The sequence below is a fragment of the Georgenia sp. Z1344 genome, from assembly GCF_057652375.1.
The window spans coordinates 1,479,722-1,506,685 of record NZ_CM172728.1; the positions used below are offsets into that span (position 1 = coordinate 1,479,722).

A 26,964-nucleotide genomic window follows, 5' to 3' on the forward strand; every position below is an offset into this window, starting at 1 on the left:
TTCCACGGAATGGATGTTACGGTCCGTGGAATGAATCCACAAGAGGCAGATCGACCGGGGACGACGGGGCGGCTCGTCGGCGACCTCGGCATGCTCGCGCAGGTGTTCCAGTCGCGGTCGCGCGAGATCCTCGCGCCGCTGGGCACGTCGCTCACCCACATGACGCTGCTGACGCACCTCGAGCGGCACCCGGACGGGCAGGGCGTGGCGGCCATCGCGGCGGCGATCGACATCCAGCAGCCGGGAGTGTCGAAGGCGGTGGCGCGGCTCGCCGAGCTCGGCAGCGTCGTGGTCGAGACGGATCCGGCCGACCGCCGCGCGCGCCGGGTCAGGCTGAGCGAGCGAGGGGCCACCGAGCTCGCCGGGATGCGCGCGCGGCTGGCCGGCGAGGTCGAGGCCTGGTTCGAGGACTGGGACGACGCGCGGCTCGCACAGCTCGGTGAGGACGTCCGCCGGCTCGCCGGCCGGATCGACGCCCGCCGGGACGACCGCCGGGGCTGACGGGTCGGGGCGCGCGGGTCCCGACCGCGCTCTCGATGCCGCTACGCCGCACTCTCGACCAGTAGCGCGGCTCCCAACCGCAATCTCGACGACGACGAACCGCAATCTCGACGAAGGCGGTGGGTCAGCGGCGGGAGCGGAAGAAGGTCTCGAGCACGGCGGCGCACTCGGCCTCGCGCACGCCGGAGACGACCTCGACCCGGTGGTTGAGGCGGGCGTCGCGCACGACGTCGCGCACCGAGCCCGTCGCGCCGGCCTTCGGGTCCCACGCCCCGATCACCACCCGCGCGACGCGGGCGAGCACGAGCGCCCCGGCGCACATCGTGCAGGGCTCGAGCGTGACGACCAGGGTGCAGCCGTCGAGCCGCCACTCACCCCGGGCCGCGGCGGCCGCCCGCAGGGCGAGGACCTCGGCGTGCGCGGTGGGGTCGGCGTCGGCCTCCCGGCGGTTCGCGCCCTCGCCGAGGACGGAGCCGTCCGGCCCCAGCACCACGGCGCCCACGGGAACGTCGCCGGCCGCCCCCGCCGCCCGCGCGAGCTCGAGCGCCCGCGCCATCGGCGGGTCCCACCCGGGTCCCGGCGCCGGGGTCCCTCCGGTCGCGGCGCTCGTCATGACGCCATCGTGCCAGCGCGCGGCGCACCCGCCGCGCTCCCCCGTTCGCCACCGGCCCGCCCCCGCGACGGTAGGTTCGTCACATGCGCGTCCACCACGTCGAGCACCCGCTCGTCGCCCACAAGCTCACCACCCTGCGCGACGAGCGCACCGAGTCGCCGACCTTCCGGCTCCTGGTCGAGGAGCTCGTCATGCTCCTCGCCTACGAGGCCACGCGGGACGTCCAAACGGAGCCGCGCGAGATCACCACGCCGGTGACGACGACGACGGGCGTACGCATCGCCCGCCCCCGGCCGCTCGTCGTCCCGATCCTGCGCGCCGGCCTCGGCATGCTCGAGGGCATGAGCCGCCTCGTCCCCACGGCCGAGATCGGGTTCCTCGGCATGAAGCGTGACGAGGAGACGCTCGAGGCGATCACCTACGCCAACCGCCTCCCGGACGACCTCTCGGGCCGCCAGTGCTTCGTCCTGGACCCGATGCTCGCCACCGGCCACACCCTCGTGGCGGCGATCGACTACCTGCTCGACCTCGGCGCGCGCGACGTCACCTGCATCACGCTGCTCGCGGCGCCCGAGGGCCTGCGCCACCTCGAGGAGTCCATCGGGGCACGCGGCGACGTCACGGTCGTCACGGCCGCGATCGACGAGGGCCTCAACGACAAGGCCTACATCGTGCCCGGGCTCGGCGACGCCGGGGACCGGCTCTACGGCATCGTCGACTGAGCGCGTCGTGGCACCGTCGTCCCCCCGCCGTGCCTCGACGACACCCCCGGTCACGACGAGCGCGGACTTCTCCGCACCCGTCTCGGACGTCCTCGGCACCCCGTACGTCACGCGGACCGTCCCGCTCAGCCTCACCGACGGCGGCCACTCGCGCCGCGTCCGCGACGTCGCCACGGTGGTCCATCGTTCCGGCGTGGGCCGGCACGGCCGGGCCGTCGTCTACCTCCACGGCTTCATCGACACGTTCTTCCACGCCGAGCACGAGGCCGCGTGGCACGACGCCGGCTGGGACCTCTACGCCCTCGAGATGCGCCGGTCCGGCCGTTCGCTGCGTCCGGGGCAGGTGCGCGACGACATCCGCATGATGCACGTGCGCCACGAGGAGGTGGGGCTCGCGGTGGACCTCGCCCGCAGCGAGGGCGCCGAGGAGGTCGTCCTGCTCGGCCACTCGACCGGGGGCCTGCAGGCGGTCCTGTTCGCGCACGACCACCCGGGCGCCGTCGACGCCGTCCTGCTCAACTCGCCCTGGCTCGACCTCGGGCGCGGCTGGCCCACGGACGTCGTGGCGACCGCGCTCGTCGACCGCCTCGCCCCGCTTGCGCCCCGCCTGCCGATCTCCTCACTGACGGGGACGTACGGCGACTGGCTGACCAGCCCCGACGGCGGCGGCTGGGACGTCCCACCCTCGCTCAAGCCGACGACGTCCATGCCCGTCCACGCCGGCTTCTTCCGCGCGGTGCGTCGCGCGCAGCGCGCGGTCCAGCGGGGCCGGGCCGACGTGGCCGAGCCGGTCCTGCTGGCGATGTCGCGGCGCTCGGGCGCCCGCGTGGACCCGGGGCCCGCGGACCTGTCGAGCTCGGACGTGGTCCTCGACGTGCGCACGATGCGGCGCAGCGCCTCCCTGCTCGGGGAACGGGTCGACGTGCTCGAGGTGCCGGGCGGGATCCACGACCTCGCGCTGTCGCCGGAGCCCGCCCGGTCCTTCTACGCCTCCGAGGTCATCGCCTGGGCGTGCGCGCGCCCCTGGGACCGCTGACGCCGGCGGGCTCCCTGCCCCCGGGGTCCTTGCGGACGACGACCGGCGCGTCGTCGCCGGCCTCGGCGCCCGCACCCGGCGACCGCCGCTGGTCCGGGTCCTCGAACCCGCGCCCCGCCGGGGCGGCACTCCCCTCGAGCGTCGCGGCGTCGTCGTCGGGCGCGGTCGTCCCGCGGGGGGCGACGATCCCGGACGAGGAGGCGGCCGGGTCGGGGGCGACGATCTTCTCGACGTCGACCGTCTCGCGCAGCGACGTGCCGCGCATGAACAGCGCGGCGACGAACCCGATGCCGGCCATCAGGGCGCACACCAGGAACACCGGGCCGATGCCCTCCGCGTAGCCGGTGCGGAACGCGGCCTCGACCGGCGCGGGGAACGCGTCGAGGTCGAGCGAGCCCTGCGCACCGGAGCCCTCCGGAAGCGAGAGACCGGCGGAGCGCATGTGGCTCGCCACCTGGTTCGCGTAGAGGATGCCGAGCACCTGGATCGCGAGGGCGCCGCCGAGGTTGCGGAAGAAGGTCACCGAGCTGGTGGCCGCCCCCATGTGCTCGAGGCCCACCGTGTTCTGCACCGCGAGCACGATGTTCTGCAGGCACATGCCCATGCCCCAGCCGGCGACGAACAGCAGCGTGGAGGTGATCCACAGCGACGTGTCCTGGTGGACGATCAGGCCGAAGGCGAGCGTCCCGAGGGTCATCAGCCCCATGCCGGAGGCGACCGCCCACTTCCAGCTGCCGCGGGCGGTGACCATCCGGCCCGACCAGGTCGAGGCGATGAGCAGCCCGAACATCAGCGGCAGCCCGAGGAAGCCCGCGATCGTCGGCGAGAAGTCACGCCCGTACTGGAAGTACTGGCCGAGGAAGACGTTCGAGCCGAACATCATCGAGCCCACGCCGATCGAGGCGACGATCGCGAGCACGGTGGTCCGCGAGCCGAGGATGTGCAGCGGGATGAGCGGGTCGGGGACCCGCGTCTCGACGACGACGAACAGCGCCGCCGCCGCGAGCGCCCCGCCCACCATGAGGTACGACTGCCACGACGACCAGGGGAACGAGGTGCCCCCGATCGAGATCCAGATGAGCAGCGCGGACGCCGAGACGGCGATGAGGAGCGCCCCGAGGTAGTCGATGTGGACCCGGCCGCTCCGCCTGACGGCGGGCAGCTTGAGGCGCGAGCTGACGACCCAGGCGGCGAACGCCATGAACGGGATCATGACGAAGAAGCACCAGCGCCAGCCGAGCCACGGGGTGTCGACGATGACGCCGCCGACGAACGGGCCGGAGACCGTGGCGACGGCCATGACCGCGCCCTGGTAGCCGTTGTACCGGCCGCGCTGCCGCGGCGGGATGATCGTGGCCATGATGACGATCGACATCATCACCTGACCGCCCATCCCGATCCCCTGCAGGGTGCGCACGGCGATGAGCATCTCGGCGTTGACGGCGAGGCCCGAGAGCAGCGAGCCCAGCATGAAGATGCCGATGAAGATGATGAGCAGCCGGCGCTTGTCGAACAGGTCGCCGAGCTTGCCGGCGATCGGCGTGAGGACCGTGTTGGCGAGGATCGCCGCGGTGATGATCCAGACGTACTGGCTCGGGGCGGCGCCGACCTCGGCGGCGATGACGGGCATCGCGTTGCCGACGATCGTGTTGGCCATCATCCCGAAGAACTGGGTGAGCAGGAGGCCGGTGAGGACGGCCATGATCCGCCTGTGCTCGGCCTCGGCGGCCTCGGCCTGCTCGAGGGTCATGCCGGCATAGATGCGCTTGCTCGTGAGGTCCTTCGTGCGGCGTGCCGCGGTCATTCGGTGCTCCTGCTCGTGCTGGTGGTGGTGTCGGTGGTGCCCGGCTCGGCGGCGTCGGCCGCGGCCACGGCGGACTCGGGCTGGTGGGTGCCCAGGCGGTGCAGGCCCGCGGCGAGCGTCTCGAGCTCGGCGGTGTCCCACTGCGCGGTCATGCGGGCGATGGCCTCGGTGTAGAGGCGCCGGTTGTGCCCGATCGTCTCGCGGCCCAGGTCGGTGACGGAGACGACCTGCGCGCGGCCGTCGTCGGGGTGCGGGCTGCGGGAGACGAGGCCGAGCTCGTCGAGGGACGCGATCTTCCGGGAGATGACGGAGACGTCGAGCTCGAGGCCCGCGGCGATGTCCGAGATGCGGCAGGCGTCGGACTCCTGGATCCGCAGCAGCGTGAGGTAGTCGGCGCGGCGGATGCCCGTCAGCTTGTTGACGGCCTCCCCCAGGCCTCGAGTGACGCGGCCGGCCTCGAGCACCGCGAGGACGAGGTCGGCGACGACGGCGAGGCGGTCGTCGGACGTGGCGTCAGGCGTGGCGCCGGCGACGACGTGGTGCGCAGCGGCGTCCGTCGGGGACGCGCCGCTCGCCGGGTCGGGCGAGGGGGACGAAAGGGATGAAGCATCAGGCACTGGTCCGACGATACTCCGTTGCTTGCAGCATGCAACTAGTCGTGAGCGGGGGCACAGCGTCGTCGTCGCGGGGCACGGCGTCGTCGTCGCGGGTGTGGGGCCCGAGACCGGAGGGGTCGAGGTCGAGCGGGGCCGTACAGGGGTGCGGCCCGGCAAGGGGCCCAGGAATGGCGAATGCCCCGGTCGCATACGCGACCGGGGCATCTGCGCGCCCGAAGGGACTCGAACCCCCAACCTTCTGATCCGTAGTCAGATGCTCTATCCATTGAGCTACGGGCGCACGCCTCAAGGGCAGGGACCAGGTTACAACGGCCCCGACCCCCTGGCCTCCCCCACCTGCGTGAGTGTGCTCACGGGCGGACGACGCCGGCCGAGCCCCGCGCGGTGCACTCCGCGCAGGACCCGGCCGGTCGCGGTCTCCCGACCCGGGTCGGGTCGGGTGGTTCGACCTACATCGCGATTCCGAGTACCCACTGCCCCAGCGTCATCACCGTGAGGGTGATGAGGACGATGCCGATGATGTTGAGCCAGACTCCCGCCTTCACCATCTGTGAGATCTGGAGGTACCCCGATCCGTACGCGATGGCGTTCGGCGGGGTGGCGACCGGCAGCATGAACGCGCAGGTGGCGGCGAGCGCCACCGGGACCATGAGCAGCATGACGTCGACGTCCATACCGGTGGCGACGCCTCCCATGATCGGCAGGAACGCGGCGGCGGTGGCGGTGTTCGAGGTCATCTCGGTGAGGAAGATGACCAGGGCCGTCACGGCGGCGATGATGAGGATCACCGGGGCACCCGCCAGCCCGCCGGCGGCCTCGCCGATCCAGTCCGACAGGCCGGTGGCGGTGAACATCGCGGACAGGGACAGCCCGCCGCCGAACAGGAGCAGGACGTCCCACGGGACCTCCTTGGCGGTGTCCCAGTCGAGCAGCTGGACGCCCTTGTTGACGTCGGCCGGGACGATGAACAGCACGAGCGCGAGGATCATGGCGATGACCTCGTCGGAGAAGTTCGACTCCTCCCAGATGAGCGGGACCGTGACCCAGGCCAGGGCGACACCGACGAAGATGATGAGTGTGAGGATCTCCTGCCGGGACATCGGGCCGAGCTTGCGGTACTCCTCCTGGATGACCCCACGCCCGCCGGGGATCTCCTTCATCTCCGGCTTGTAGAAGACGTTGACGAGCAGCCACCAGCAGATGAGCGTGAAGACGATCGCGAGCGGGGTGGCGAACAGCATCCACGTGCCGAAGTTGAGGTTGATGTCGTAGTTGTCGGCGAGGTTGGCGCGCAGCAGGGCGTTGGGCGGCGTGCCGATGAGCGTGGACAGGCTCATGATCGACGACGAGTAGGCGATGCCGAGCATGAGCGCGGTGCCGAAGTTCGACCGCTTGGTGTCGTCGCCGCGCAGGGTCCCGACGAGCGCGAGGACGGACAGGCCGATCGGCAGCATCATCACGGCGGTGGCGGTGTTCGACACCCACATCGTGAGGAACCCGGTGGCGACCATGAAGCCGAGCACCAGTTGCTTCGGCTTGGTGCCGACGGCGAGGACGACCGCGAGCGCGATGCGGCGGTGGAGGTTCCAGCGCTGCATGGTCAGGGCGAGGAAGAAGCCGCCGAGGAAGAGAAAGATCGTGCCCGAGGCGTACGGCGAGGCGGCGTCGGAGACTCCGACCACGCCGAGGCCGGGGAACGCCACGAGCGGCACGAGCGCCGTGGCCGCGAGCGGGATGGCCTCCGTCATCCACCACACGCCCATGAGCACGGCGATCGCCGCGGTCAGAGCGATGTGGTGGCCGGACGCCTCGATCTCCTTGCCGGCCAGGCTCTCGACGAGCTCCGGCGACAGGTCCTTGGGGAAGATGAAGTAGATGATGACGGCGAGGACCACGCCGAGCGAGAGCCCGATCCAGCGCCGGTTGCGGGTCCTCGGGTCGGCGGGGAGGGCGTCGAGACCTGCCGCGCGCGACGTGCTCTCCTTGATCTCAGGGGTCGACATCGACTGCTCCTTGCGTCGTCGCAGGCGGCAGTCGGTGGGAACCGTCCCCCACCACGCACCGCTGCGTGGTTCCGGTTACGGCGCAACGTATCAGCGGTCACATCCGATGTCGCGCACATGAGCACGTCGGGACAGCGGTGCGCCGCGGGACCGGGAATCGTCCGGTCCCGCGGCGCACCGGCGGGGTCGTCACCGCCCGTGGCATCACCCGGGCAGGTCCATCCCGCTCCTTACTGCGGAGTGCCCTCCCAGTCGGCGAAGATCTCGTAACCGATGATCTCGAACTCGTTGGCCCCCAGCGGGGCGACCTCGGCGCGACCGACGGGCCTCTCGTGGCCGTCCGCGTAGACGTCGCAGTAGATGACGCCCGTGTTGAAGTCCTGGCCGCAGCCCTGGATGCTCGACGGCGTCATGGGCGGGTCGTAGAAGCCCTGGAACGCGTACCAGAGCTCGTCGTATCCGTCGACGTTCGTCACCGCGTCGAGGTCCGCGGAACGGCCCTCGGCCGCGGCGGTCGCCGCCGCGAGGACGGCATCCTCGACGGCGTCGGCGCGGCGTACCATCGGCGTGTCGACGCCGTCGCCGTCCCAGTCGCCGACGATCAGGCCGTCGTCGGAGCGCCCGTAGTCGAGGACGGTCTCAGCGGCACCGGTCGTGATCGAGTTGTGCAGGTAGACGGTGATGCCGCGGCGCACGCCGAGCGAGTCCGCACCGTCGCCGTCCCAGTCGCCCACCAGCACCGTGTCGTCCGCGCGGCCGTAGACCGCGTGCTCGTCCGCCGGGCCGGACTCGAGGGAGTTGTGCAGGAAGTACTCGGCGCCGCGGCGCACGGCGAGCGAGTCCGCGCCGTCGCCGTCCCAGTCACCGACCAGCACGGTGTCGTCCGCGCGGCCGTAGTTGACGATCGTGTCCGCCGGCCCGCCGGACATCTCGTCGCGTAGGTGGTACGCGTTCCCGCGCCGCACGCCGAACGAGTCGGCGCCGTCGCCGTCCCAGTCGCCGACCACGAGCTGGTCGCCCTCCCGGCCGTACTCGAACACGGCCTCGAAGTGGTCGACATGGCCGAACGTGTTGGTGTAGCTGATGACGTTGCCCTCCCGCACGGCGAAGGTGTCGACGCCGTCGCCGTCCCAGTCACCGACGAAGACCGAGGAGAGGGTGTCGCCGAAGGAGAAGTGCGTCCCGGTCGTCGAGTCCCAGGAGTTGCTCGCGTAGTAGCCCTCGCCGATGTCGTTGTTCGGGCTGCCGGTGGCGCTCGCGGCGGTGGCGCCGGCGGCGACGAGTCCGGTCGTCGCGAGCCCGGCGCCGAGGATGCTCATGCGACGGGTGAGCGATGGTCGGGCGTTGGCTGGTGCGCGGTAGGTGCTCATGGTGGATGTCCCCCTGGTATCGGTTCCCCGAGCACCGACCGGCCCCCGGGTCGTGTGTCACGACCGGCGTCCGCCGGTCGCACGGCACGACCGTCCCGAACTCGCCGAGGCGTGGGCAACACCGCACGGAGGGGACATCAGACCTGGCCACAGGGGTGGGGTGCGTCGGTCCCACGGAAGGAGTACACTGCTTTGATTGGTCCGTGACCCATTCGTGACCTGGCCACAGGGGCGTCACCGCCACCTGCCGAAGCCCGGCAGGAGGTCACTCCCCGGGCACCAGCCACCCGGCACCCGGGACTCACCAGTCGGCGACGATCTCGTAGTCGACGACCTGCCAGGTGGTGACGCCGTCCGGAGCCGCGTAGGCGTAGCCGATCGCCACGGGATAGTCGTCGGACCGGACGTGGCACATGACGATCCCGCCCGGCACGGGCCCGCAGCCCGTCACGCGCGTCGGCCACTGGGGCGGGTCGTAGAAGCTCTGGAACGCGTACCAGAGCTGCTGCTCCGCGTGGTTGCTGCTCAGGTGGTCGAGCAGGGGACGGTCGCCGTCGGACGCGGCGCGGACCGCCCGGAGCACAACGTCCTCGACCGGTGACGGACGGCGTACCCCGAGGGTGTCGTCGCCGTCGCCGTCCCAGTCGCCCACGAGCACGCTGTCGGTCGGCCGCCCGTAGTCGAGGACGATCTCCGCGGGGCCGTCCGCGATCGCGTCGCTGAGGTAGTAGGTGTTGCCGCGGCGCACGCCGAGCGAGTCACGGCCGTCCCCGTCCCAGTCCCCCACGACCACCTGGTCGGCCGCGCGCCCGTAGTCCACGACCAGGTCGGCCGGACCCGAGGTCTGCGAGTTCCGCAGGAAGTACGTGTTGCCCCGGCGCACGGCGAACGTGTCCACGCCGTCCCCGTCCCAGTCCCCCACGAGCACGGTGTCACCCGCCCGCCCGAAGTGGACCACGCGGTCCGCCGGTCCGTCGGTCAGGGTGTTGCGCATGAGGTACTGGTTGCCCCGGCGCACGGCGAACGTCTCGGTCCCGTTGCCGTCCCAGTCACCCGTGTAGAGGGTGTCGAACATCCGGCCGAACCGGAACGCGAGGTCGAACTCGGTGGGCCCGAGCAGGTTGACGACGTCGATGACGTTGCCGCGCTGCCGGGCGAAGGTGTCTGTCCCGTTGCCGTCCCAGTCCCCCATGAACACCATCTCGACCGGGAGGCTGAACACCACCTCGTGGTTGGCCCGGCCGGTCCACTCGTCGTTGAGGAAATAGACCTCCCCGAAGTCGTCGTTGCCCTCGCCCGCCGCGAGGGCCGGGGGCGACGCGCCGGCCAGCAGGCCGAGGGCGAGCGTCGAGGCTGCGACGGGGCGGGCGGTCGTGCGGTTCGTCCCCATGGCTCACTCCTGCGTGATCCGCGGGGCACGTCACCGGACCCCGGTGGGCGGTCGGGCCGGCTCGTGCCGGTCCGATGAGAGGACGCTACTCCCGCAGGATCGTGCGGTACATGGCCCGGCGGTCACGGTTGGGCGGCATCGCGCGACACGATGCACGGTCGCGCGACGACGCCCGGCCCAAGGACAAGGGGCCGGGCGCCGTCGTTCGTCGTGACGGGCGGCGCGCCGGTCAGGCGACGGGCTCACCCGTCTCGAGCGGGAGCGCCGGGTTGTTCGCCCACTCGGTCATCGACCCGTCGTAGACGGCGACGTCCCCGCGCCCCGCACGCGCGAGCTGGAAGGCGACGTAGGTGGCCGCGATCCCGCCCCCGCAGTACGTGATGACCGACGGCTCGCCGTCGATGACCTCCGCCGCGTCACCGGTCTCACGCACCTGGTCCACCTCGGCGGCCAGCCCGTCGGCGTCGAGGAGGTCCCCGAAGAAGATGTGCTTCGAACCCGGGATGCGCCCGGCCCGGGCGTAGGTCACGCGCTCGCCGGTGAAGGTGGCGCGGTCGAGGCTGTTGACGAGGACGGTGCGCGGGTCGTCGATCGCGGCGGCGACCGAGTCGACGTCGGCGTAGAGCTCCGGGCGCGGGTGCGCGACGAAGGTCCGCGGCTCGGGTGCCGGCGAGGCGCCGGCGGCGACCTCGAGGCCCGCGGCCCGCCAGGCCGGCAGACCGCCGTCGAGGACGAGGACGTCGTCGTGCCCCACGTAGCGCAGGTTCCACCACAGGCGCGTGGCCCACATGGTCTGGCCCTGGTCGTAGACGACCACGGTGGTGTCGTTGCCGACCCCCAGGGCGCCGATCTTCTCGGCGAAATCCTCGGGCGGCAGCGCGGTCCAGAAGTCGGGGTTCGAACGGTCGGCGAGGTCCTCGAGCAGGTCGGCGAACACCGCACCGGGGACGTGGCCCTCCTCGTGGACGTCACGGCCGGTGGCGGCGTCGTAGAAGCCGTCGCCGTCGGGCTGCCGGATGATCGAGGTGGCGTCGAGGACGACGACCCCGGGGCGGTCCTTGAGCTCCGCGAGCTCGGTGGCGGTGACGAGGCGGGCGACGTCCTGGGTCGCGGTGGTCTGGTCGGCAGTGGTCATGGGGACTCCTGTGGTCGTGAGAACGGGTGGTGGCCGGTCCGGGCCGGGTCGCGTGCGCGGGCAGGTCCGCGTCAGCGACATCGGGTCGAGCGCGCCCGGCCCTGGTCGAGCCAGAGCCGGCGCACGAGCAGCAGGTCCATGCCCACGACGCTAGGCGCGCGCCGCGGCGCGGTGGGGTCGCCCCCGGCCGGGTCCCGCCATCCGGACCGGCCACCCGGCGGGGGTCTCGTCGTCGGACACCCGCTCCCCCGGGCACGTGCCCCGGGACCTCCCCCGACGACGAACGGCGGCCGCCGGGTCCCCCTCCCCGTCGGGAACGGCCCGAGGCGCCCCGGGCCCCGCCACAATGGCGATATCCGACCTCGAAGAGCAGTGGAGATCATGCCCAGGACGCGCCCCGCCCTCGTCGCCCTCGTGCTGACCGGCGCCGCGACCCTGACCGCGTGCTCGGGATCGGGACCCGGGCTCTCCGTGCAGCCGATCCCGTCGGAGGCGGGACCGTCCTGGCAGGCCGCCGCCCCGCAGGGGTCGACCGTCACGACCGGCGCGTGGACCGTCACGCTCGGCGACACGGAGCAGGACGCGACCGCGCGGCCCGTGGCGGGGGTCGACCTCCTCGCGGCCCCGGCGGACGACCAGCGGATCGTGTCGGTCCTCGTCGACGCGACCAACGACTCCACCGCCCCGCTCACGCCCGCCGACCACCTCGGGCTCGAGCTCGTCACCACCTCCGGCGCCTCCTACCCGGGCAACGCGTGCGAGGGCGAGGCCACCGTCGCCGACGCACCGGAGGTCGCGCCCGGCGAGAGCCTGAGCGCCCGCTGGTGCACCGTCATCCCCGCCGACGCGCTCGAGGGCGCCGTCTGGGCCGTGGTCGACGGCTCGGAGGGTGCCGGGCCGTCGGTCGGCTCCGGGGTCTCGGGCGGGACGGGCGACGACGGGACGGGCGACGCGGACGACGGCGGCGGCACCGTGGGCTCCGGCTCGGGCAAGGAGGCCGCCGAGCGGCGCTACGTGCTCGTCGGCGACGAGGCGCCCGCCCAGCTCCCGCCCCTCCCGGTGACGGACACCGCCGCGGGTCGGCACATCGAGCTCCCGGCGGCGTCGGGCACCCCGATCCGCGTCGGCGACCTCGCGGTCGCGATCGGCCCGAGCGACCTCGACCCCGAGCTGCTGCCGGACGAGGACGGGGAGGAGCCGGAGCCATACCCCGACGAGATGTTCGTGGGCTCCACCGTGGCGGTGACGAACCTCGGCACCGAGCCGGTCCAGCCGGCGCTCGGCGGGCTCGAGCTCGTCGACTGGGCAGGCGGGTCCCTCTTCGCGATCGGCGAGTGCGACCCGGCGAGCCGGCCGACGGACCCCCTCGGACCGATCCAGCCCGGCGGGACCGCCGAGATCTCGCTGTGCCAGGCGGCGCCGATCGAGGCCGTGGCCGGCGCCCGATGGCAGCTGACCGAGGGCGCGGTGGGCTGGGGCGCCTCCTACCGGTACGTCGAGCTCGGCGTGGACCCGACCCCCGAGCTCCTCGCGGCGTCGACCGCCCCCGAGCCCGGGAACCTCGAGGGAATCGACTCCCGCGAGCCCCTGCCCGCGGGTGAGTCCCACGAGGTCGGGTACACGAGCGTGACGATCGACGAGGCCCGCACCGAGGACGAGCTCGAGGTCGACGGCTACTCCTTCACCGACGAGCCCGAGGACGGGAACGCGTTCGTCCTCGCCGACATCGCCGTGACCGAGGACGGCTCGGCCGGGACGGACTCCTCGCGCCGGTACGAGTTCGACGTCGAGTTCGTCGACGCCGCGGGCCAGCTCCACGACACCCGGTACTCGTGCTCGGGCGGCGAGGGCTTCGAGATCGACGACCTCGACCGCGCGGGCGCCACCCCCCGCGGTGAGGCCGAGGGCGAGCTGTGCGCCGAGGTCGACGAGGACCTGGTCGAGGGCGGGGCCTGGCGCGTGACGAGCTACGGCCCCGAGCGCTCCGTCCCGGTCCGGCACGTCGCGACGGCCACGGCCGCGACCTCGCTCGAGCCGTTCGAGGTCCCGGTGGTCGAGGCGGGCGCGGGGACCGACCCCGCCGCCCCCGCACCGGCCGGCACCCCCGTGCGCGCGGGCCTGTGGGTCGTCAGCATCGACCCGGTCACCGTCCGGGACCGCGCGGAGGACGACGAGGACCCGCTCTCGAGCAGCGCGCGCCGGATCGACACGAACGTCACCGTGACGAACACGGCCTCCGTGCCCGCCTCACCGTTCGACGACGTGTCGCTCGTGTGGATCGCCGAGGACGGCACCGAACGGTCCTACGGCGACGAGTCCGCGCAGTGCAGCTGGGAGTACATCGACCGGGTCGACTCCGTCCCCGGCGGCACGATCACCCACGACGTGTGCATGGAGATGACCCGGGGCGATGCCGAGTCCGGGCACTGGGAGGTCCGCACCACCGGGTGGTCGCAGGACCCGGACACCGAGGAGCTGGTCGAGGAGGAGATCGTCCGGTACGTCGCGGCCGGGTGAGGACGCGCCGTCAGTTGCGGCGGGCGATCCACCAGATCACGCCGATGATCAGCATGATGACGCCGAGGATCCCCCCGAGGATCCCGCCGATGATGCCGACGATCGGTGCGGCGATCTCCCCGCCGCTGACGTTGTGGCCGACGAACGCGCTCTCGTTGCAGGTGACCGTGTAGGTACCGGCCTGGTCGGTCGTGAACCGGTGACCGAGGGAGTAGTCGTTGACCGTGATGTCGGTGCTCGGGTCGTCGAGCGAGACCTGCGCGCCGTCCGGTCCGGAGACCTGGCACGTCTGCGTCTGCGCCTCGGGGTTCTCGCTGTTCGTGGCGTAGAGGGCCCACTCCTCGCCGGCCTCGGCCTCGATCTGCGCGCCGCCGGGACCGACGGTGGTGAAGTCGGCGTCGGAGACGAGGCCGCCGATGCGGCCGACGGCGAAGATGATCGCGGCGATCGCCAGCACGATGAGACCGAGCCCGATGAAGGTGACGATCTTCGGGCCCGTGGTGCTCCTCTGCGTCCTGCCCGGCATCACCCCGTCGCCCGCGCCGTACGGGTTCGCCGCCGCGCCGTACCCGCCGGGGTTGCCGTAGCCGCCCTGGGGCTGGTTGCCGTAGGCCTGGTTGCCGTAGCCGCCCTGACCCTGGTTGCCGTAGGCCTGGTTGAACTGGTCCTCGTACCCACCGGGCCGGCCGCCCTGACCCGGGTTGCTCCCGCCGCCGTAGCTGCTCATCGTCGTGTCCGTCCTGGTCCTGGGGGCGTCGTCGGCCGGTCTCGGGTGGCGCACCCGGCATCGGCTGCGACGCTAGCACCAGGGAGCGCACCCGGCCGTGACACAAACGTGTCGCAGGAGTCGGCCGGAGCGGGCATGACGGCGTGACAACGGTGCGATCATGTGCGCAGATCCGGATCCCCCACCAAGGAGCCCCCGTGCGCCGTCGACTCGCCGCCCTCGCCCTTCCCGTCCTCGCCGCGGCGAGCCTCGCCGCATGCGGCGGTCCGGACGTCCCGACCGCGCTCGCGCCGCAGGCACCCCAGACTCCCCAGGCACCGACCGCGCCGTCGACCGAGCCGGCACCGACCCCCGCGCCCACCACGGAGCCGGCCCCGACCACCGAGCCCGCGCCGACCACCGAGCCGGCTCCCACGACCGAGCCGGCGCCGTCGACCGAGCCCGCACCGGACGGCGACCTCGGCACCTCCCGCGACAACCCCGCCCCGATCGACACGGTGGTGCGCGTCGGCGACTGGGAGGTCCAGTTCGGCTCGACCGTCCAGGACGCGAACCAGACCATCGCCAACGAGAACATGTTCAACGAGCCGCCGGACGACGGCCACAACTACGTGGTGGTGCCGGTGACGGCGACCTATCTCGGCAACGAGAACGGCACCGCGTGGCTCGACCTCAACATCGAGTTCGTCGGGACCGACGCCGTGACCTACAGCGGGTACTGCGGCGTGGTCCCCGACTCGCTCATGGACTCCGGCGAGCTCTACGAGGGCGGGACGGCGACGGGCAACGAGTGCGCCATGGTCCGTGTCGACGCCATCGAGGGTGGCGTGTGGCGGGTCGCGGACACCTACGACTTCGAGGGGAACTCGGAGCGCTTCATCGCCGCCTCCTGAGCGCAGCCACGACGGCCGAAGGGCCCGGGAACCGCACGATCGCGCGGTTCCCGGGCCCTTCGGCACGCGGCGGAGACGGTGGGATTTGAACCCACGAACGGGTTACCCCGTTACATCCTTAGCAGGGATGCGCACTAGGCCTGACTATGCGACGTCTCCAGATGCAGCGTCCACCGTACCCGGACGGCGACCGGCGTTCCAACGCGGGAGCGTGAGGCGCGGGCAACACTCGTCACGAACTCGCACGACGACGCCCCACGTCGAGCCGCCGACCGCCGCTCGCGGCCGAACCGGCGGAGGGTAAGGGATTCGAACCCTTGGTGGTTTCCCACAACGGTTTTCAAGACCGTCACATTCGGCCGCTCTGTCAACCCTCCTCGCCCGGCCGGGCCGGGCGCCGGCCCGCGCACCGGCAGGAGTACCGGGACGGACCGGCGACCATCCTACGATCCGGCACGATCCCGCCCGACAGGCTCGGGTCCGCCCCGAGGTGCACGGTCCGGCCGCAGCACTTCGCCAGCACCTCGCCCGGACCTCGTCCTGACCTGGTCCTGTTCTCACCTCCGCTCCCCGCGCTCCCTCCTGGGGCACGATGAGCGGATGGACGCGATCTCGATCTCCGACGGCGGCCGCCTCGAGCTGGCCACCGCCCCCGACCCCGTCCCCGGCATGGGCGAGGTCCTCGTCGACGTCGTCGCCGCCGGCGTCAACCGGGCCGACCTCCTCCAGGTCACCGGAGGCCACCTGCCGCCGGAGGGCGAGTCGGAGGTGCTCGGCCTCGAGCTGTCCGGCACGATCTCCGCGCTCGGCGACCACGTCGAGGGCTGGGCGGTCGGCGATCGGGTGTGCGCGCTCGTCGCCGGCGGCGGCTACGGCACGCGCGCGGTCGTCCCGGTGGGCCAGCTCCTGCGGGTCCCCGACTCCCTCGACCTCGTCGACGCCGCCTCCCTGCCCGAGTCGATCTGCACCGCGTGGGCCAACATGGTCGAGCTCGGCCACCTCGCCCCGTCCCAGACCGTGCTCGTGCACGGCGGGTCCGGCGGCATCGGGACGATCGCGATCCAGCTCGCGCACGCCTACGGCTCGCGCGTGATCACCACGGCGGGCGGTGCGGAGCGCACGGCCCGGTGCCTCGAGCTCGGCGCCGACGTGGCGATCGACCACACGTCCGACGACGTCGCCGACCAGGTCCTCGCCGCGACCGACGGCCGGGGTGTCGACGTCGTCCTCGACATCCTGGGGGCCGGCGGGCTCGCCCTCAACGTCTCGGTGCTCGCCGAGCGCGGCCGGATCATGGTCATCGGCCTCCTCGACGGCGCGAAGGGCACGCTCGACCTGGGCGCCCTCCTCGCCCGCTCGGGCACGATCACCGCGGCCAAGCTGCGGACCCGCTCCCGGGCGTCGAAGGCCGCGCTCATCGACGACATCCGCGAGCGCGTGTGGCCGTGGGTCGAGGACGGCACGGTGGTCCCGGTCGTCGCCGAGCGGATCCCGCTCGCCGAGGCCGCCCGCGCCCACGAGACGATGGCCGCCGGCGGGTCGTTCGGGAAGATCCTGCTCACCGTCTGACGACGCCGCGCCCCGGGCGCTCCGATCCGGGTCCGCACCGGGCCCGGCGGTTCGTCGTCGTGCGGGGTGTGCTCAGTCGCCGTAGACGTCGGCGGCCGCGTCCTCCAGCGCCTGGGCGGTGGCAGCCGGGTCGGAGGGGTCCTCGTAGAAGTCGATGAGGACGGGCCACAGGCCCTCCAGCTGGCTCGCGCCGAAGTCCGGCGGGACGAGGTCGGACAGGTCGAGGCGGAAGACCTCGGCGCCGACGATCTGCTGCGCGATCTCGCGCGAGAGGTCGTCCTCGTAGAGGTCGAGGTCCGCCCGCTGGTTCGGCGACGTCGTGCCGCCCAGGGCGATCCAGATGTTCGCCGCCTCGGGCGAGGCGAGGTACCGCATGAGCTCGGCCGTGCCGGGCTCCGAGTCGAACGCGACGGCCCCGCCGGCCTCCCCCACCACGGTCGGCGCCGAGCCGTCCATCTCGGGCCACGGGAAGAACATCGCGTCCTCGCCGACCACCGCGTCGGTCTGTCCCTCGATCGAGCCGGCCACGTACTCGCCGCCCACGAGGGTGGCGGCGCTCGGGTCGTCGCTGAAGACGTTCTCGACCGTGTCCGGGTAGGAGCGGTCGAGGCCGCCGGACAGCACGAGCTCGGGGTCGCCCCACACCTCGGCGAGGACCTCGAGGGTCTCGACCACGCTCGGGTCCGTCCAGGGGATCTCCCGGTCGACGAGCTGGTCGTAGGCCTCGGGCCCGGCGAGGCGCAGGTAGGCGTTCTCGAACCAGTCCGTCAGCGGCCAGCCGTAGTCGACGCCCACGGTCACGGGCGCCACATCGGTGCCGGAGAGCTCACGCAGCCCGGCGAGGAGGTCGTCCCACGTGGCGGGCTCCTCGACGCCGGCGTCCGCGTACGCCGCAGCGTCGTACCAGAGGAGCGACTTCGAGGTCGCCTCCATCCAGACGGCGTAGACGTCGCCGTCCACCGAGCCGAGGTCGGTCCAGGTCGGCGCGTAGCTGTCCTCGATGGTCGCCCGCACCTCCTCGGCCAGCGGGACGATGGCGCCGTCCTCCGCGAGCGAGCGGACCAGCGTGGGGCTCCCGACGACGGCGACGTTCGGGGGCCGGCCGTTGTCCAGGCTCTCGGTGATGGCGAGGACGGGGTTGCCGCCGAGGCCCAGCTGGTCGACGCGGGCACCGGTGGCCTGCTCGAACGCGTCGAGCACCTGGTCGAACCGGTCGCGCTCGCTCCCGGTCCAGCGGGTGGCGATCTCGATGGTCTGCCCGGACAGGTCGGCGTAGCCCTCGAGCTCGGGGGCGAGGACCTCCTCGGGCACCGCCCCCCCGTCGGTGGGGGTCTCGGGCGACCCTGCGGTGCCCTCCGAGGAGGACTCGGGCGGTGCCGTCGGGTCCTCGGCGCCGTCGGGGGCCGTGCCGTCCGGTGCGGAGCCGGGGTCGGCGGAGCTGTCGGCGTCGTCGTTCTCGTCCTCGGCCCCGCCGCCGCAGGCCGCGAGCAGCGCCACCGTGACCAGTGCCGCGCCGAGGGCCGCGCCCCGACCTCGCCTCGTGCTCCGTGCCATCGTCCGCCCTTCCTCGACCCACCGCGACGGGTGAACCCCGCCATCGTAGGTCGTGGGCGGACGGGCGCGGTCCCCCACCTACTTCTGCGAGCCCGCCATCAGCGCGCTGACGAAGTACCGCTGGAACGCGAAGAACACGATGAGCGGGACGATCATCGAGAGGAACGCGCCCGCGGAGAGCACGTCCATGTTCGACGAGAACTGCCGCAGCTGGGACTGCAGCGCCACCGTGATCGGCTGGCTCTCCGGGGAGGAGAACAGCAGGGCGACGAGCATGTCGTTCCACGACCACAGGAACTGGAAGATCGCGAGCGAGGCGATCGAGGGCATCGCCAGCGGGAGGGCGATGCGGACGAAGATCCGCAGCTCGCTCGCGCCGTCGATGCGCGCGGCCTCGAGCATCTCCGCGGGGATCTGCATGAAGAAGTTCCGCAGCAGGAACACGGCGAACGGCAGGCCGAACGCGGTGTGGAACAGGACGACGGCCGTGATCGAGCCGAAGATCCCGATGTCCCCGAACAGGCGCGCGAGCGGGATGAACGCCACCTGGAGCGGCACCGCCATGAACGCGATGATGACGATGAGCAGCCAGTCGCGCCCCGGGAACCGCACCCAGGCGAGCGCGTAGCCGGCCATCGCCCCGAGGCCCACGACGAGCAGCGTGGACGGGACCACGATGAGCACCGTGTTCCACAGGGAGGACATGATCCAGTCCGCCTCGAGCAGGTTCCGGTAGTTGTCCACCGAGAACTGCGAGAGGTCGAGGAACCCCGTCCACCAGCCCGACTGGGCGTTGGCCTGCGAGCTGCGCAGCGAGGAGAAGAACAGTCCGACCGTCGGGACGAGCCACACGAGCGCGACGACGACGAGCACGACGTTGACGACGCCGCGGCCGAGGAACCGCGCGACCCTCGAGCCGCCGCCGGGGCGGGAGCCGGGTGGGGTGGCGGGGGGCGTGGCGCCCGGGCCGGAGCCTCCGGGTCCCCCCGTCCCTCCGGGACCGCCGGCCTCGGGGTCGTCCACGGGCGGCGTGGTGCCGACGACGGCGGTCATGCCTGACCTCCTCGTCGGAAGTTGCGGATGTTGAGCAGGATCGCCGGCAGCACGAGCAGCAGGAGGAAGATCGCGAGCGCCGAGCCGAGGCCCTGGTCGTTGCCCCCGCCGAACGACACGGTCCACATGCGGGTGGCGATGACGTCGGCGGCCGGTTTCGACACCCCGGGCGGGATGACGTAGACGAGGTCGAAGATCTTCAGCACGTTGATGACGAGCGTGACCATGACGACCATGAGCACGGGCGCGAGCTGGGGCACCGTGATCCGCCGGAAGACCTGCCACTCGTTGGCGCCGTCGGTCCGGGCGGCCTCGAGCAGGGAGCGGTCGACGGAGGACAGGCCGGACGCGATCATCACCATGGCGAAACCGGCCCAGATCCACACGTAGGCGAGGATCGTCACCGGCGTGATGAGTCCCGGGCCGAGCCAGTCGATGCCAGAGGCGCCGGGGGCGAAGCTGCTCGCCGGGAGCGTGAGCGTGTACTCGCCTCCCGGGTCGAGCCCCTCGACGACGAAGGTCCCGTCGTCCTGCGTCACCGCGGTGGCGACCTCGGCCCCGGAGGCGTCGGTGAGCACCACGTCGATCCCGCCGAGGCCGGGCTTGCCGTCCCCGACCTCACCGTTCGTGCCGCCGCCGCCCACGATGAAGTCGAACCACACGGCGCCGGTCACCTGGTCGTCGCCGGCCGCGGGCGGTTCCACGGCGTCGACGGCGTCGGCGGGCCGGCTCTCCTCGGCGATGCCGACGAGCGGGATCTCGACGACGGAGCCGGCCGCGACCTCCTCGGTCGACGTCATCTCGCCGGTCTCCTGGAGCTCGACGGCACCCTCGGGCCGCGGCCGCGCGTCGGGGTAGCTCGTGGACTCGGCGCCGACCATCTCCTGCACGGAGACGATGACCGCGTTGGCGAGGCCGATGTCCGGGTTCTGCTGGAAGACGGACCGGAAGATGACGCCGGCGGCGAGCATCGAGATCGCCATCGGCATGAAGATGATGAGCTTGAAGGCCGTCTGCCAGCGGATCCGCTCCATGAGCACGGCGAAGATCAGCCCGAGCACCGTGCACACCGCGGGCGCGACGAGCACCCAGATCGCGTTGTTGCGCAGGGCCCGGAACGTCTGGGCGTCCGTGAACATGTCGACGTAGTTCCCGAGGCCGACGAAGGTCTCGCCGGACTGGTCGAACAGGCCGCGGACGAGCGAGAAGACGATCGGGTAGGCGACGAGCGCCCCGAGGATCAGGACCGCGGGACCGAGCAGGATGACGAGGACCACCCACGTGCTGGTCCCCGAGCGGGGGGCGCGACGTGCGCGCCCCCCGCCCGGTGCGGCCGTGGTGGTCTCGGCCGTGGTCACGTCGTCAGTCGCCGTACGCGGCGGCCGCAGCGTCCTCGAGAGCCTGGGCCGTGGCCTCCGGGTCGGAGGGGTCCTCGTAGAACTCGATGAGGATCTGCCACATGCCCTCGCCCTCGGTGCCGCCGAAGGCCGACGGCGCGAGGTCGGACAGGTCGAACCGGAAGACCTCGGCGTCGACGAGCTGCTGGGCGATCTCGAGCGAGATCTCGTCCGGGTACAGGTCGAGGTCCGCGTTCTGGTTCGGCGAGGTGAAGCCGCCCAGCTCGATCCAGATGTTCGCCGCCTCGGGCGAGGCGAGGTAGCGCATGAGCTCGGCGGTGGCCTCGTTGTCGTCGAACGCGACCGCGACGTTGCCGGCGCCCATGACGGACGGGGCGGAGTCGTTCATCGTGGGCCAGGGGTAGAACAGGGCGTCCTCACCGACGACGGCCTCGGTCTGGTCGGCGATGTTGCCGGCCACGAAGTCGCCCTCGAACACGGTGCCGGCCTCGGGCGGGTCGGAGAACACCGACGTCACCGAGTCCGGGAACGAGCGCTGCCCACCGCCCTCGAGCAGGAGCGCGTCGTTGCTCCACACCTCGGCGAGCGCCTCGAGCGCCTCGATGACGCTGGGGTCGGTCCACGGGATCTCGTGGTCGGCGAGCTGGTCGTACATGTCCGGCCCCGCCGTGCGGAGGTAGACGTTCTCGAACCAGTCGGTCAGCGGCCAGCCGACGTCGGCACCGACCGAGAGCCCCGGAACTCCGGAGTCGGAGACGAGCTGGAGGGTGGACACGAAGTCCTCCCAGGTCTCGGGCACCTCGGCGCCCGCGTCCTCGTAGACCTGCGTGTTGTACCAGATGGTCGACTTGTTGGCGGCCTTGAACCACACGCCGTAGACCTCGCCCTCGACCGAGCCGAGGTCGATCCACGTCTCCGCGTAGTTCTCCTCGACCGCCGCGAGGGTGTCCTCGGACAGGGGCACGATGCTGCCGTCGGCCGCGAGCTGGTCCATGAGGCCGGGCTGCGGGATGAGCGCGATGCTCGGGGGGTTGCCGCCCTCGACCCGCGTGCCGATCGTCGTGGCCACGTTGTTCCCGTAGGACTCGTAGGTGACCTCGGCGCCGGTGGCCTCCTCGAAGGCGTCCATGACGATCTCGAAGTTCTCCTGCTCGGCGCCGGACCAGTCCGAGGCCACGACGATCGACTCGCCGTCGAGCTCCGCGTAGCCCTCGAGCTCGGGCAGCTCGACCTCGCCACCGCCGTCGCCGCCGTCCTCGCCGCCGCCCGCGGCGCCGTCGGAGCCGCCCTCCTCGGAGGTGTCGCCGCCGTCGTCGGACTCGTCGTCACCACCGCCGCCGCAGGCGGCGAGCATCGCTGCCACCGTGAGTCCCGCAACCACCGTCATGCTGCGTCGTCGCGTCATGAGTCGTGCCATCGTTCGCCCTCCTCGGCCAACCGTTCTCCACATCGTGAACGAGGTCAGCGTAGGCCGGGCGACCCGCCACAGCGCCACGATCGAGGTCTCGAACGGGTCACGCCGATGCGGGGACGGGCGGCGTCGTCGTCGGGGTCGGTCGGGCCACCGTCGGGACCGGCCGGGGGCGTCGTCGGAGGAGCGCCCAGGGCGTCGTCGGAGGTGCGCCCAGGGCGTCAGCGGGGCGCGGCGAGCAGGTCGAGGAGGTCGGCCAGGCCGTCCGCCTCGACGGGCGCGACCTCGGTGCGGGCGTAGGACTTGACCTCCGGCCGCGCGCCGCCCATCGCCACGCCGAGCCCGGCCCAGGACAGCATCTCGACATCGTTCGAGCCGTCGCCGGCGCCGACCGTCGCCGCCCGGTCCACGCCGAGCAGGTCCCGCACACGCTCGAGCGCGGTCGCCTTGGAGATCCCCTCGGGCGCGACGTCGACCCAGGACGACCACCCGATCGCGTAGGTCACCGACTGCATGCCGGCCGAGTGGACCGCCTCCTGGAAGGTGTGCGCGTCCAGGTGCGCCGCCCGCACGGTGAGCCGGGTGACCTCCCGCGAGCACAGGTCCTCGAGGTCGACGAGCTCCCACTCGCCGCCGAGCTCGCCGGGCGGGAACGGCGAGGACAACCGGAACCCGGTGCCCACGTCCTCGACGGCGAACACCCCGTCCGGGATCGCCTGGTGCAGCGCGCGCAGCGCCGGCTCGGGGTCGAACGTGACGACGTGGTCGAGCTCGAACCCGCCCTCGGCCTCCTCGTCCAGTCGCACGGTGACGGCTCCGTTGGAGGAGATCGCGTACCGGCTGGTCAGGCCGAGCCGGCGGGCCACGGGCACGGTGGCGAACACCGAGCGGCCGGTCGCGAGCATGACGTGGGCACCCGTGTCGCGCAGCGCGGCGACGGACTCGGCCACCCGCGGCGACAGCGTCGTGTCGTGGTGGAGGATCGTCCCGTCGATGTCGAGCGCCACGAGCAGGTCCGGCCCCGCCTCCGGCAGCGCGGCGACGGCCTCGACGAGCGGGTGGGTCCGCGGGCGACGCCGCACGACGTTCCGCGCCCACGAGGCGGCCCGGGTGAGCGCGAGCCCGACGGCGGGGGCCGTGCGCCGCACGTTCCGCCGACCATCCGTCTCGTCGTCGGGCTCCCCGTCGTCCCAGAGCTCGACGTCCGCCTCGGCCTCGACCTCCGCCCCGTCGACCTCGGCCTCGGCCTCGTCACCCTCGACGACGGCGGCGTCCGCCTCGTCGTCGACGACGTGGGCCCCGGCGGGCCCGAGGTCCGGGTCGGCGTCGGCGTCGGCGTCGGCGTCGGCGTCGGCGTCGGCGTCGGCAACGGTCGCCCGCCCCTCGGCAGACGGGTCGGCCGACGGCGCGGCCCCGTCGTCGTCGGGCAGGTTCTCGCCGTGGTCCCGCGCGTGGACCGGCTGGTCGGCCTCGGGGGGCAGGTCCGTCTGGGCGTCGAGGATCGCCTGGTCCCCGGCGGGGGTGGCGACGAGGGCCTCGTCCTCGTGCCGCGTCACGCGGCCACCGGGGCGAGGACCTCGCGGCCGCCGAGGTAGGGCCGCAGCGCCTCGGGCACGTGGACCGAGCCGTCGGCCTGCTGGTGGTTCTCGAGGAGCGCGACGATCCACCGCGTGGTGGCGAGCGTCCCGTTGAGGGTCGCGACCGGGGTCGTGCCCTTCTCGGTGCGCTCGCGCGTGCCGAGGCGGCGGGCCTGGAAGGTCGTGCAGTTCGAGGTGGACGTGACCTCCATCCAGCGCTCCTGGCTGGGCAGCCACGCCTCGCAGTCGAACTTGCGTGCGGCCGAGGACCCGAGGTCGCCGGCGGCGGTGTCGATGATCCGGTAGGGCAGCTCGACGGCGTCGAGCATCTCCCGCTCGAGCTCGAGCAGGCCGGCGTGCTCGTCGGCCGCGTCCTCGGCGTGGACGTAGGAGAACATCTCGAGCTTGTTGAACTGGTGGACCCGGATGATGCCGCGGGTGTCCTTGCCGTACGAGCCGGCCTCGCGGCGGTAGCAGGTGGACCAGCCGGCGTAGCGCAGCGGGCCGCCGCTGACGTCGATGATCTCGTCGGCGTGGTAGCCGGCGAGCGCCACCTCGGACGTGCCGGTGAGGTACAGGTCGTCCGCCGGGAGGTGGTAGATCTCGTCCGCGTGCGCACCGAGGAAGCCGGTGCCGGCCATGATCTGGGGGCCCACGAGGGTCGGCGTCGTCATGAGCGTGAAGCCGGCGGCCTCCGCCCGGTCCGCCGCGCGCATGAGAAGGGCGAGCTCGAGGCGGGCGCCGATGCCGGTGAGGTAGTAGAACCGCGCGCCGGAGACCTTGGTGCCGCGCTTCATGTCGATCGCGCGCAGCGACTCCGCGATGTCGAGGTGGTCGCGCACGGTCACGCCCTCGGCGGCAAGGTCGCGGGGCGTGCCCACGTGCTCGAGCACCTCGTAGTCGTCCTCGCCGCCCGCGGGGATGCCCGGGGCGATGATGTTGGGCATCTGCCACAGGAGCTCGTCGGCCTCGGCCCCGGCGGCGTCGGCCCGCTCCTGCGCCGCGCTCACCTCGCCGGCCATCTCCTTGGCGCGCGCGAGGATCGCGGGCCGCTCCTCGGGCGAGGCCTTGCCGACGCTCCGGGAGAACTCCTTGTGCTCGGCCCGCAGCGACTCGAACTCGCCGAGGGCGGTGCGGCGCCGCGCGTCCGCCTCGAGGATCCGGTCGACGAGGGCGGGGTCGGCACCCCGGGCCACCTGGCTGTCGCGCGCGGGCTGGGGGTCCTCGCGCAGGGCACGCACATCGATCATGACCTGAGCCTATGCCGCCGGGGGAACCGGTCCCCGTCCGTGCTCGCCCCCGCGTGCCCCCGGTGGTGCCAGGATGTGCGCCGGACCGCGTGCGGCCCACCTGTCAACCGCCCGACCCAGACCCGAGGGGTGCCCCCATGATCGTCACCACCACGTCCACCATCCAGAACGCGAACATCGCCGAGTACCTCCGCGTCGTCGCCGGCGAGACGGTCGTCGGCATCAACATGTTCAAGGACATCGGTGCGGGCTTCCGCAACCTCGTGGGCGGTCGCTCCGAGGGCTACGAGCGCGAGATCGGCGGCGCCCGTGAGTCCGCGCTCGGCGAGATGGTGCAGCGGGCGATCGAGCTCGGTGCCAACGGGGTCGTCGGCGTCGACATCGACTACGAGTCGGTCGGCCAGGGAATGATGATGGTGACCGCCTCGGGCACCGCCGTCCGCATCGCCTGACGCCCACCCCTCCTTCCCGCCGCGGTCCACGACGCCGCGCGTCACCAGCCGTGGCGCGCGACGTCGGCGCGGCCCGGGCTACCGTGAGGCGTGCCCACGGAATGGTTGATCGTCCTCGTCGTCGCGATCGTGATCGCGCTGCCCGTCCTTCTCGTCACGATCTCCGTCGCCCGCAGGCGGGGCCAGCTCGAGCGCGAGTCGGCCGCCGCGAACGCCGAGGCGGCACGCGTGCTCGAGGAGGAGCGCGCGGCCCGGAAGGAGGCCGCCGCGAGGGCCGCCGAGGAGGCGGCCCGGCCCGCTCCCCCGCCGGTCGCCGTGGTCGTCAACCCGTCGAAGAACGTCGACGTCGACGAGCTGCGCACCCTCTTCCGGGCCGCCGCCGTCCGCGAGGGCCGCCAGGAGCCGCTGTGGTTCGAGACGACCGCCGACGACCCGGGCCGCGGCCAGGCCGAAGAGGCTCTGCGCGCCGGGGCCAGCACGGTGGTCGCCGCGGGTGGCGACGGGACGGTGCGCGCCGTGGCGGAGGTCCTCGCCGGGACCGGCACCCCGATGGGCGTCATCCCGCTGGGCACCGGCAACCTGCTCGCCCGCAACCTCGGCCTCCCGCTCGAGCGCACCGACGAGCTCGTCCGGATCGCGACCACCGAGCCGACGGGTCCGGTCGACGTCGGATGGCTCCGTGTCCGTGACCAGGGTGAGGTGCCGCAGGACGAGGACGGGATCCTCGTCGAGGAGTCCGGCGCGGGCCGCGACGGGTGGCACGCATTCACCGTCATCGCCGGGCTCGGCTTCGACGCCGACATGGTCCATGGGACCGACGACGACCTGAAGTCGCGGATCGGCTGGGTCGCCTACTTCGTGGGCGGCGTGAAGAACATGGTCAAGTCGCGCCTCAAGGTCTCGGTGGCGGTCGACGACGCCGAGCCCGAGCACCTCAAGATCCGCACCGTCATGCTCGCCAACTGCGGCCTGCTGCCCGGCAACCTCGTCCTGTCCCCCGACTCACGGTTCGACGACGGCGTGCTCGAGGTCGTCACCGTCGACACGCGCTTCGGGATCGTGGGCTGGGCCAACCTCGGGATCTCCGTTCTCGCCCAGCGCGCCGGCCGGCGCCGCACCGGCGAGCTCCCGGGCAGCGAGCTGCTGTTCAAGCCGGCGCGTCGCGTGCGCGTCGTGGCCGAGGACGCGGCCCACGTCCAGCTCGACGGCGACCTGCTGAGCACGTCCGGCGCCGTCGAGGTCCGGGTCGAGAAGGGGGCGCTGCAGATGCGCTACCCCGTGCCTCCCGACCGGCTCCAGGCCCGCACCGGCGAGCACGTGCCCGGCGAGCCGGCGGAGCGCCACCCGGAGAAGCTCCAGGACTGATCCCCGGGGCCGCCCGCCCACGCCGAGGTCGCTCACCGACCGCCCGA

Annotated in this window: 22 protein-coding genes and 3 tRNA genes; 8 read left to right on the plus strand and 17 right to left on the minus strand. The window is 72.7% G+C overall.

The window, feature by feature from the left end; genetic code table 11:
- The first annotated feature begins 30 nt into the window (after positions 1-30).
- Positions 31-501, plus strand: coding sequence for a MarR family winged helix-turn-helix transcriptional regulator (locus AC24FB_RS06605; RefSeq protein WP_425714299.1), 471 nt, complete (start codon positions 31-33; stop codon positions 499-501).
- Positions 502-625: 124 nt separating this feature from the next.
- Here the strand turns inward: AC24FB_RS06605 and tadA are convergent, their stop codons facing one another.
- Positions 626-1,114 carry a tRNA adenosine(34) deaminase TadA gene (tadA, locus tag AC24FB_RS06610; protein WP_463652548.1) on the minus strand — a complete coding sequence of 163 codons (489 nt, stop codon included), beginning with the start codon at positions 1,112-1,114 and terminating at the stop codon, positions 626-628.
- Between the two features lie 83 nt (positions 1,115-1,197).
- On the opposite strand from tadA, the gene upp reads away from it, so the two are divergent.
- Both upp and AC24FB_RS06620 read left to right on the plus strand, forming a co-directional pair.
- Positions 1,198-1,836 carry a uracil phosphoribosyltransferase gene (upp, locus tag AC24FB_RS06615; protein WP_425714298.1) on the plus strand — a complete coding sequence of 213 codons (639 nt, stop codon included), beginning with the start codon at positions 1,198-1,200 and terminating at the stop codon, positions 1,834-1,836.
- A gap of 7 nt (positions 1,837-1,843) precedes the next feature.
- Positions 1,844-2,872: an alpha/beta hydrolase gene (locus AC24FB_RS06620; protein WP_425714297.1), complete on the plus strand. Its 1,029-nt coding sequence runs from the start codon at positions 1,844-1,846 to the stop codon at positions 2,870-2,872.
- Here the strand turns inward: AC24FB_RS06620 and AC24FB_RS06625 are convergent.
- The 7 genes from AC24FB_RS06625 to AC24FB_RS06655 all read right to left on the minus strand — a co-directional run bounded on the left by AC24FB_RS06625 (position 2,835) and on the right by AC24FB_RS06655 (position 11,191).
- The gene (locus tag AC24FB_RS06625; protein WP_425714296.1) at positions 2,835-4,676 is read right to left on the minus strand and encodes an MFS transporter; all 1,842 of its coding nucleotides are present in this window, start codon (positions 4,674-4,676) and stop codon (positions 2,835-2,837) included. The two genes, AC24FB_RS06620 and AC24FB_RS06625, sit on opposite strands and share 38 nt — an antisense overlap.
- Positions 4,673-5,293 (minus strand): MarR family winged helix-turn-helix transcriptional regulator, encoded by a 621-nt coding sequence (locus tag AC24FB_RS06630; RefSeq protein ID WP_425714295.1) that lies wholly within the window; start codon positions 5,291-5,293, stop codon positions 4,673-4,675. The genes AC24FB_RS06625 and AC24FB_RS06630 overlap by 4 nt, the downstream gene beginning before the upstream one ends.
- Before the next feature lie 207 nt (positions 5,294-5,500).
- Positions 5,501-5,573, minus strand: a tRNA-Arg gene (locus tag AC24FB_RS06635).
- 169 nt (positions 5,574-5,742) lie between these two features.
- Positions 5,743-7,296 carry an SLC13 family permease gene (locus AC24FB_RS06640; protein ID WP_425714294.1) on the minus strand — a complete coding sequence of 518 codons (1,554 nt, stop codon included), beginning with the start codon at positions 7,294-7,296 and terminating at the stop codon, positions 5,743-5,745.
- Positions 7,297-7,526: 230 nt separating this feature from the next.
- Entirely contained in the window at positions 7,527-8,615 is a 1,089-nt protein-coding gene (locus tag AC24FB_RS06645; RefSeq protein ID WP_425714293.1) for a hypothetical protein, read from the minus strand.
- 352 nt (positions 8,616-8,967) lie between these two features.
- A complete protein-coding gene (locus tag AC24FB_RS06650) occupies positions 8,968-10,056 on the minus strand; it encodes a hypothetical protein (RefSeq protein WP_425714292.1) in 1,089 nt (362 codons plus the stop codon).
- Between the two features lie 229 nt (positions 10,057-10,285).
- The gene (locus AC24FB_RS06655) at positions 10,286-11,191 is read right to left on the minus strand and encodes a sulfurtransferase (protein ID WP_425714291.1); all 906 of its coding nucleotides are present in this window, start codon (positions 11,189-11,191) and stop codon (positions 10,286-10,288) included.
- Between the two features lie 381 nt (positions 11,192-11,572).
- On the opposite strand from AC24FB_RS06655, the gene AC24FB_RS06660 reads away from it, so the two are divergent.
- On the plus strand, positions 11,573-13,708 hold the full coding sequence (locus AC24FB_RS06660) for a DUF4352 domain-containing protein (RefSeq protein ID WP_425714290.1): 2,136 nt from the start codon (positions 11,573-11,575) through the stop codon (positions 13,706-13,708).
- A 10-nt stretch (positions 13,709-13,718) separates the two neighbouring features.
- Here AC24FB_RS06660 and AC24FB_RS06665 read toward each other — a convergent pair whose 3' ends face one another.
- Complete coding sequence (locus tag AC24FB_RS06665) at positions 13,719-14,435, minus strand: hypothetical protein (RefSeq protein ID WP_425714289.1); 717 nt, start codon at positions 14,433-14,435, stop codon at positions 13,719-13,721.
- A gap of 197 nt (positions 14,436-14,632) precedes the next feature.
- On the opposite strand from AC24FB_RS06665, the gene AC24FB_RS06670 reads away from it, so the two are divergent.
- Positions 14,633-15,328, plus strand: coding sequence for a hypothetical protein (locus AC24FB_RS06670; RefSeq protein ID WP_425714288.1), 696 nt, complete (start codon positions 14,633-14,635; stop codon positions 15,326-15,328).
- Between the two features lie 70 nt (positions 15,329-15,398).
- Here the strand turns inward: AC24FB_RS06670 and AC24FB_RS06675 are convergent.
- Together AC24FB_RS06675 and AC24FB_RS06680 are read right to left on the minus strand one after the other, a co-directional pair.
- Positions 15,399-15,487, minus strand: a tRNA-Ser gene (locus AC24FB_RS06675).
- A gap of 135 nt (positions 15,488-15,622) precedes the next feature.
- A tRNA-Ser gene (locus AC24FB_RS06680) sits at positions 15,623-15,705 on the minus strand.
- A 223-nt stretch (positions 15,706-15,928) separates the two neighbouring features.
- Here AC24FB_RS06680 and AC24FB_RS06685 point away from each other — a divergent pair.
- Positions 15,929-16,897, plus strand: a complete 969-nt coding sequence (locus AC24FB_RS06685; RefSeq protein ID WP_425714287.1) for an NAD(P)H-quinone oxidoreductase — start codon at positions 15,929-15,931, stop codon at positions 16,895-16,897.
- A 72-nt stretch (positions 16,898-16,969) separates the two neighbouring features.
- On the opposite strand, the gene AC24FB_RS06690 is transcribed toward AC24FB_RS06685, so the two are convergent.
- The 6 genes from AC24FB_RS06690 to serS form a co-directional block, all read right to left on the minus strand.
- On the minus strand, positions 16,970-18,451 hold the full coding sequence (locus AC24FB_RS06690; protein ID WP_425714286.1) for an ABC transporter substrate-binding protein: 1,482 nt from the start codon (positions 18,449-18,451) through the stop codon (positions 16,970-16,972).
- A 78-nt stretch (positions 18,452-18,529) separates the two neighbouring features.
- Positions 18,530-19,504, minus strand: coding sequence for a carbohydrate ABC transporter permease (locus AC24FB_RS06695; protein ID WP_425714285.1), 975 nt, complete (start codon positions 19,502-19,504; stop codon positions 18,530-18,532).
- A complete protein-coding gene (locus tag AC24FB_RS06700) occupies positions 19,501-20,862 on the minus strand; it encodes an ABC transporter permease subunit (protein ID WP_425714284.1) in 1,362 nt (453 codons plus the stop codon). The genes AC24FB_RS06695 and AC24FB_RS06700 overlap by 4 nt, the downstream gene beginning before the upstream one ends.
- Positions 20,863-20,866: 4 nt before the next feature.
- Complete coding sequence (locus tag AC24FB_RS06705) at positions 20,867-22,279, minus strand: ABC transporter substrate-binding protein (RefSeq protein WP_425714283.1); 1,413 nt, start codon at positions 22,277-22,279, stop codon at positions 20,867-20,869.
- Between the two features lie 215 nt (positions 22,280-22,494).
- On the minus strand, positions 22,495-23,829 hold the full coding sequence (locus AC24FB_RS06710; RefSeq protein ID WP_425714282.1) for an HAD family hydrolase: 1,335 nt from the start codon (positions 23,827-23,829) through the stop codon (positions 22,495-22,497).
- On the minus strand, positions 23,826-25,100 hold the full coding sequence (serS, locus tag AC24FB_RS06715; protein ID WP_425714281.1) for a serine--tRNA ligase: 1,275 nt from the start codon (positions 25,098-25,100) through the stop codon (positions 23,826-23,828). The genes AC24FB_RS06710 and serS overlap by 4 nt, the downstream gene beginning before the upstream one ends.
- Before the next feature lie 137 nt (positions 25,101-25,237).
- Between serS and AC24FB_RS06720 the strand changes: the two genes are divergently transcribed.
- Positions 25,238-25,552, plus strand: a complete 315-nt coding sequence (locus AC24FB_RS06720) for a YbjQ family protein (RefSeq protein WP_425714280.1) — start codon at positions 25,238-25,240, stop codon at positions 25,550-25,552.
- A 90-nt stretch (positions 25,553-25,642) separates the two neighbouring features.
- Positions 25,643-26,917: a diacylglycerol/lipid kinase family protein gene (locus tag AC24FB_RS06725; RefSeq protein WP_425714279.1), complete on the plus strand. Its 1,275-nt coding sequence runs from the start codon at positions 25,643-25,645 to the stop codon at positions 26,915-26,917.
- Positions 26,918-26,964: the final 47 nt, after the last annotated feature.

Bases quoted from the DNA above. Each gene is read 5' to 3' on its own strand.
- AC24FB_RS06605 (WP_425714299.1), top strand. From the start codon at position 31: ATGAATCCACAAGAGGCAGATCGACCGGGGACGACGGGGCGGCTCGTC.
- tadA (WP_463652548.1), bottom strand. From the start codon at position 1,114: ATGACGAGCGCCGCGACCGGAGGGACCCCGGCGCCGGGACCCGGGTGG.
- upp (WP_425714298.1), top strand. From the start codon at position 1,198: ATGCGCGTCCACCACGTCGAGCACCCGCTCGTCGCCCACAAGCTCACC.
- AC24FB_RS06625 (WP_425714296.1), bottom strand. From the start codon at position 4,676: ATGACCGCGGCACGCCGCACGAAGGACCTCACGAGCAAGCGCATCTAT.
- AC24FB_RS06640 (WP_425714294.1), bottom strand. From the start codon at position 7,296: ATGTCGACCCCTGAGATCAAGGAGAGCACGTCGCGCGCGGCAGGTCTC.
- AC24FB_RS06645 (WP_425714293.1), bottom strand. From the start codon at position 8,615: ATGAGCATCCTCGGCGCCGGGCTCGCGACGACCGGACTCGTCGCCGCC.
- AC24FB_RS06650 (WP_425714292.1), bottom strand. From the start codon at position 10,056: ATGGGGACGAACCGCACGACCGCCCGCCCCGTCGCAGCCTCGACGCTC.
- AC24FB_RS06655 (WP_425714291.1), bottom strand. From the start codon at position 11,191: ATGACCACTGCCGACCAGACCACCGCGACCCAGGACGTCGCCCGCCTC.
- AC24FB_RS06660 (WP_425714290.1), top strand. From the start codon at position 11,573: ATGCCCAGGACGCGCCCCGCCCTCGTCGCCCTCGTGCTGACCGGCGCC.
- AC24FB_RS06665 (WP_425714289.1), bottom strand. From the start codon at position 14,435: ATGAGCAGCTACGGCGGCGGGAGCAACCCGGGTCAGGGCGGCCGGCCC.
- AC24FB_RS06685 (WP_425714287.1), top strand. From the start codon at position 15,929: ATGGACGCGATCTCGATCTCCGACGGCGGCCGCCTCGAGCTGGCCACC.
- AC24FB_RS06690 (WP_425714286.1), bottom strand. From the start codon at position 18,451: ATGGCACGGAGCACGAGGCGAGGTCGGGGCGCGGCCCTCGGCGCGGCA.
- AC24FB_RS06695 (WP_425714285.1), bottom strand. From the start codon at position 19,504: ATGACCGCCGTCGTCGGCACCACGCCGCCCGTGGACGACCCCGAGGCC.
- AC24FB_RS06705 (WP_425714283.1), bottom strand. From the start codon at position 22,279: ATGGCACGACTCATGACGCGACGACGCAGCATGACGGTGGTTGCGGGA.
- serS (WP_425714281.1), bottom strand. From the start codon at position 25,100: ATGATCGATGTGCGTGCCCTGCGCGAGGACCCCCAGCCCGCGCGCGAC.
- AC24FB_RS06720 (WP_425714280.1), top strand. From the start codon at position 25,238: ATGATCGTCACCACCACGTCCACCATCCAGAACGCGAACATCGCCGAG.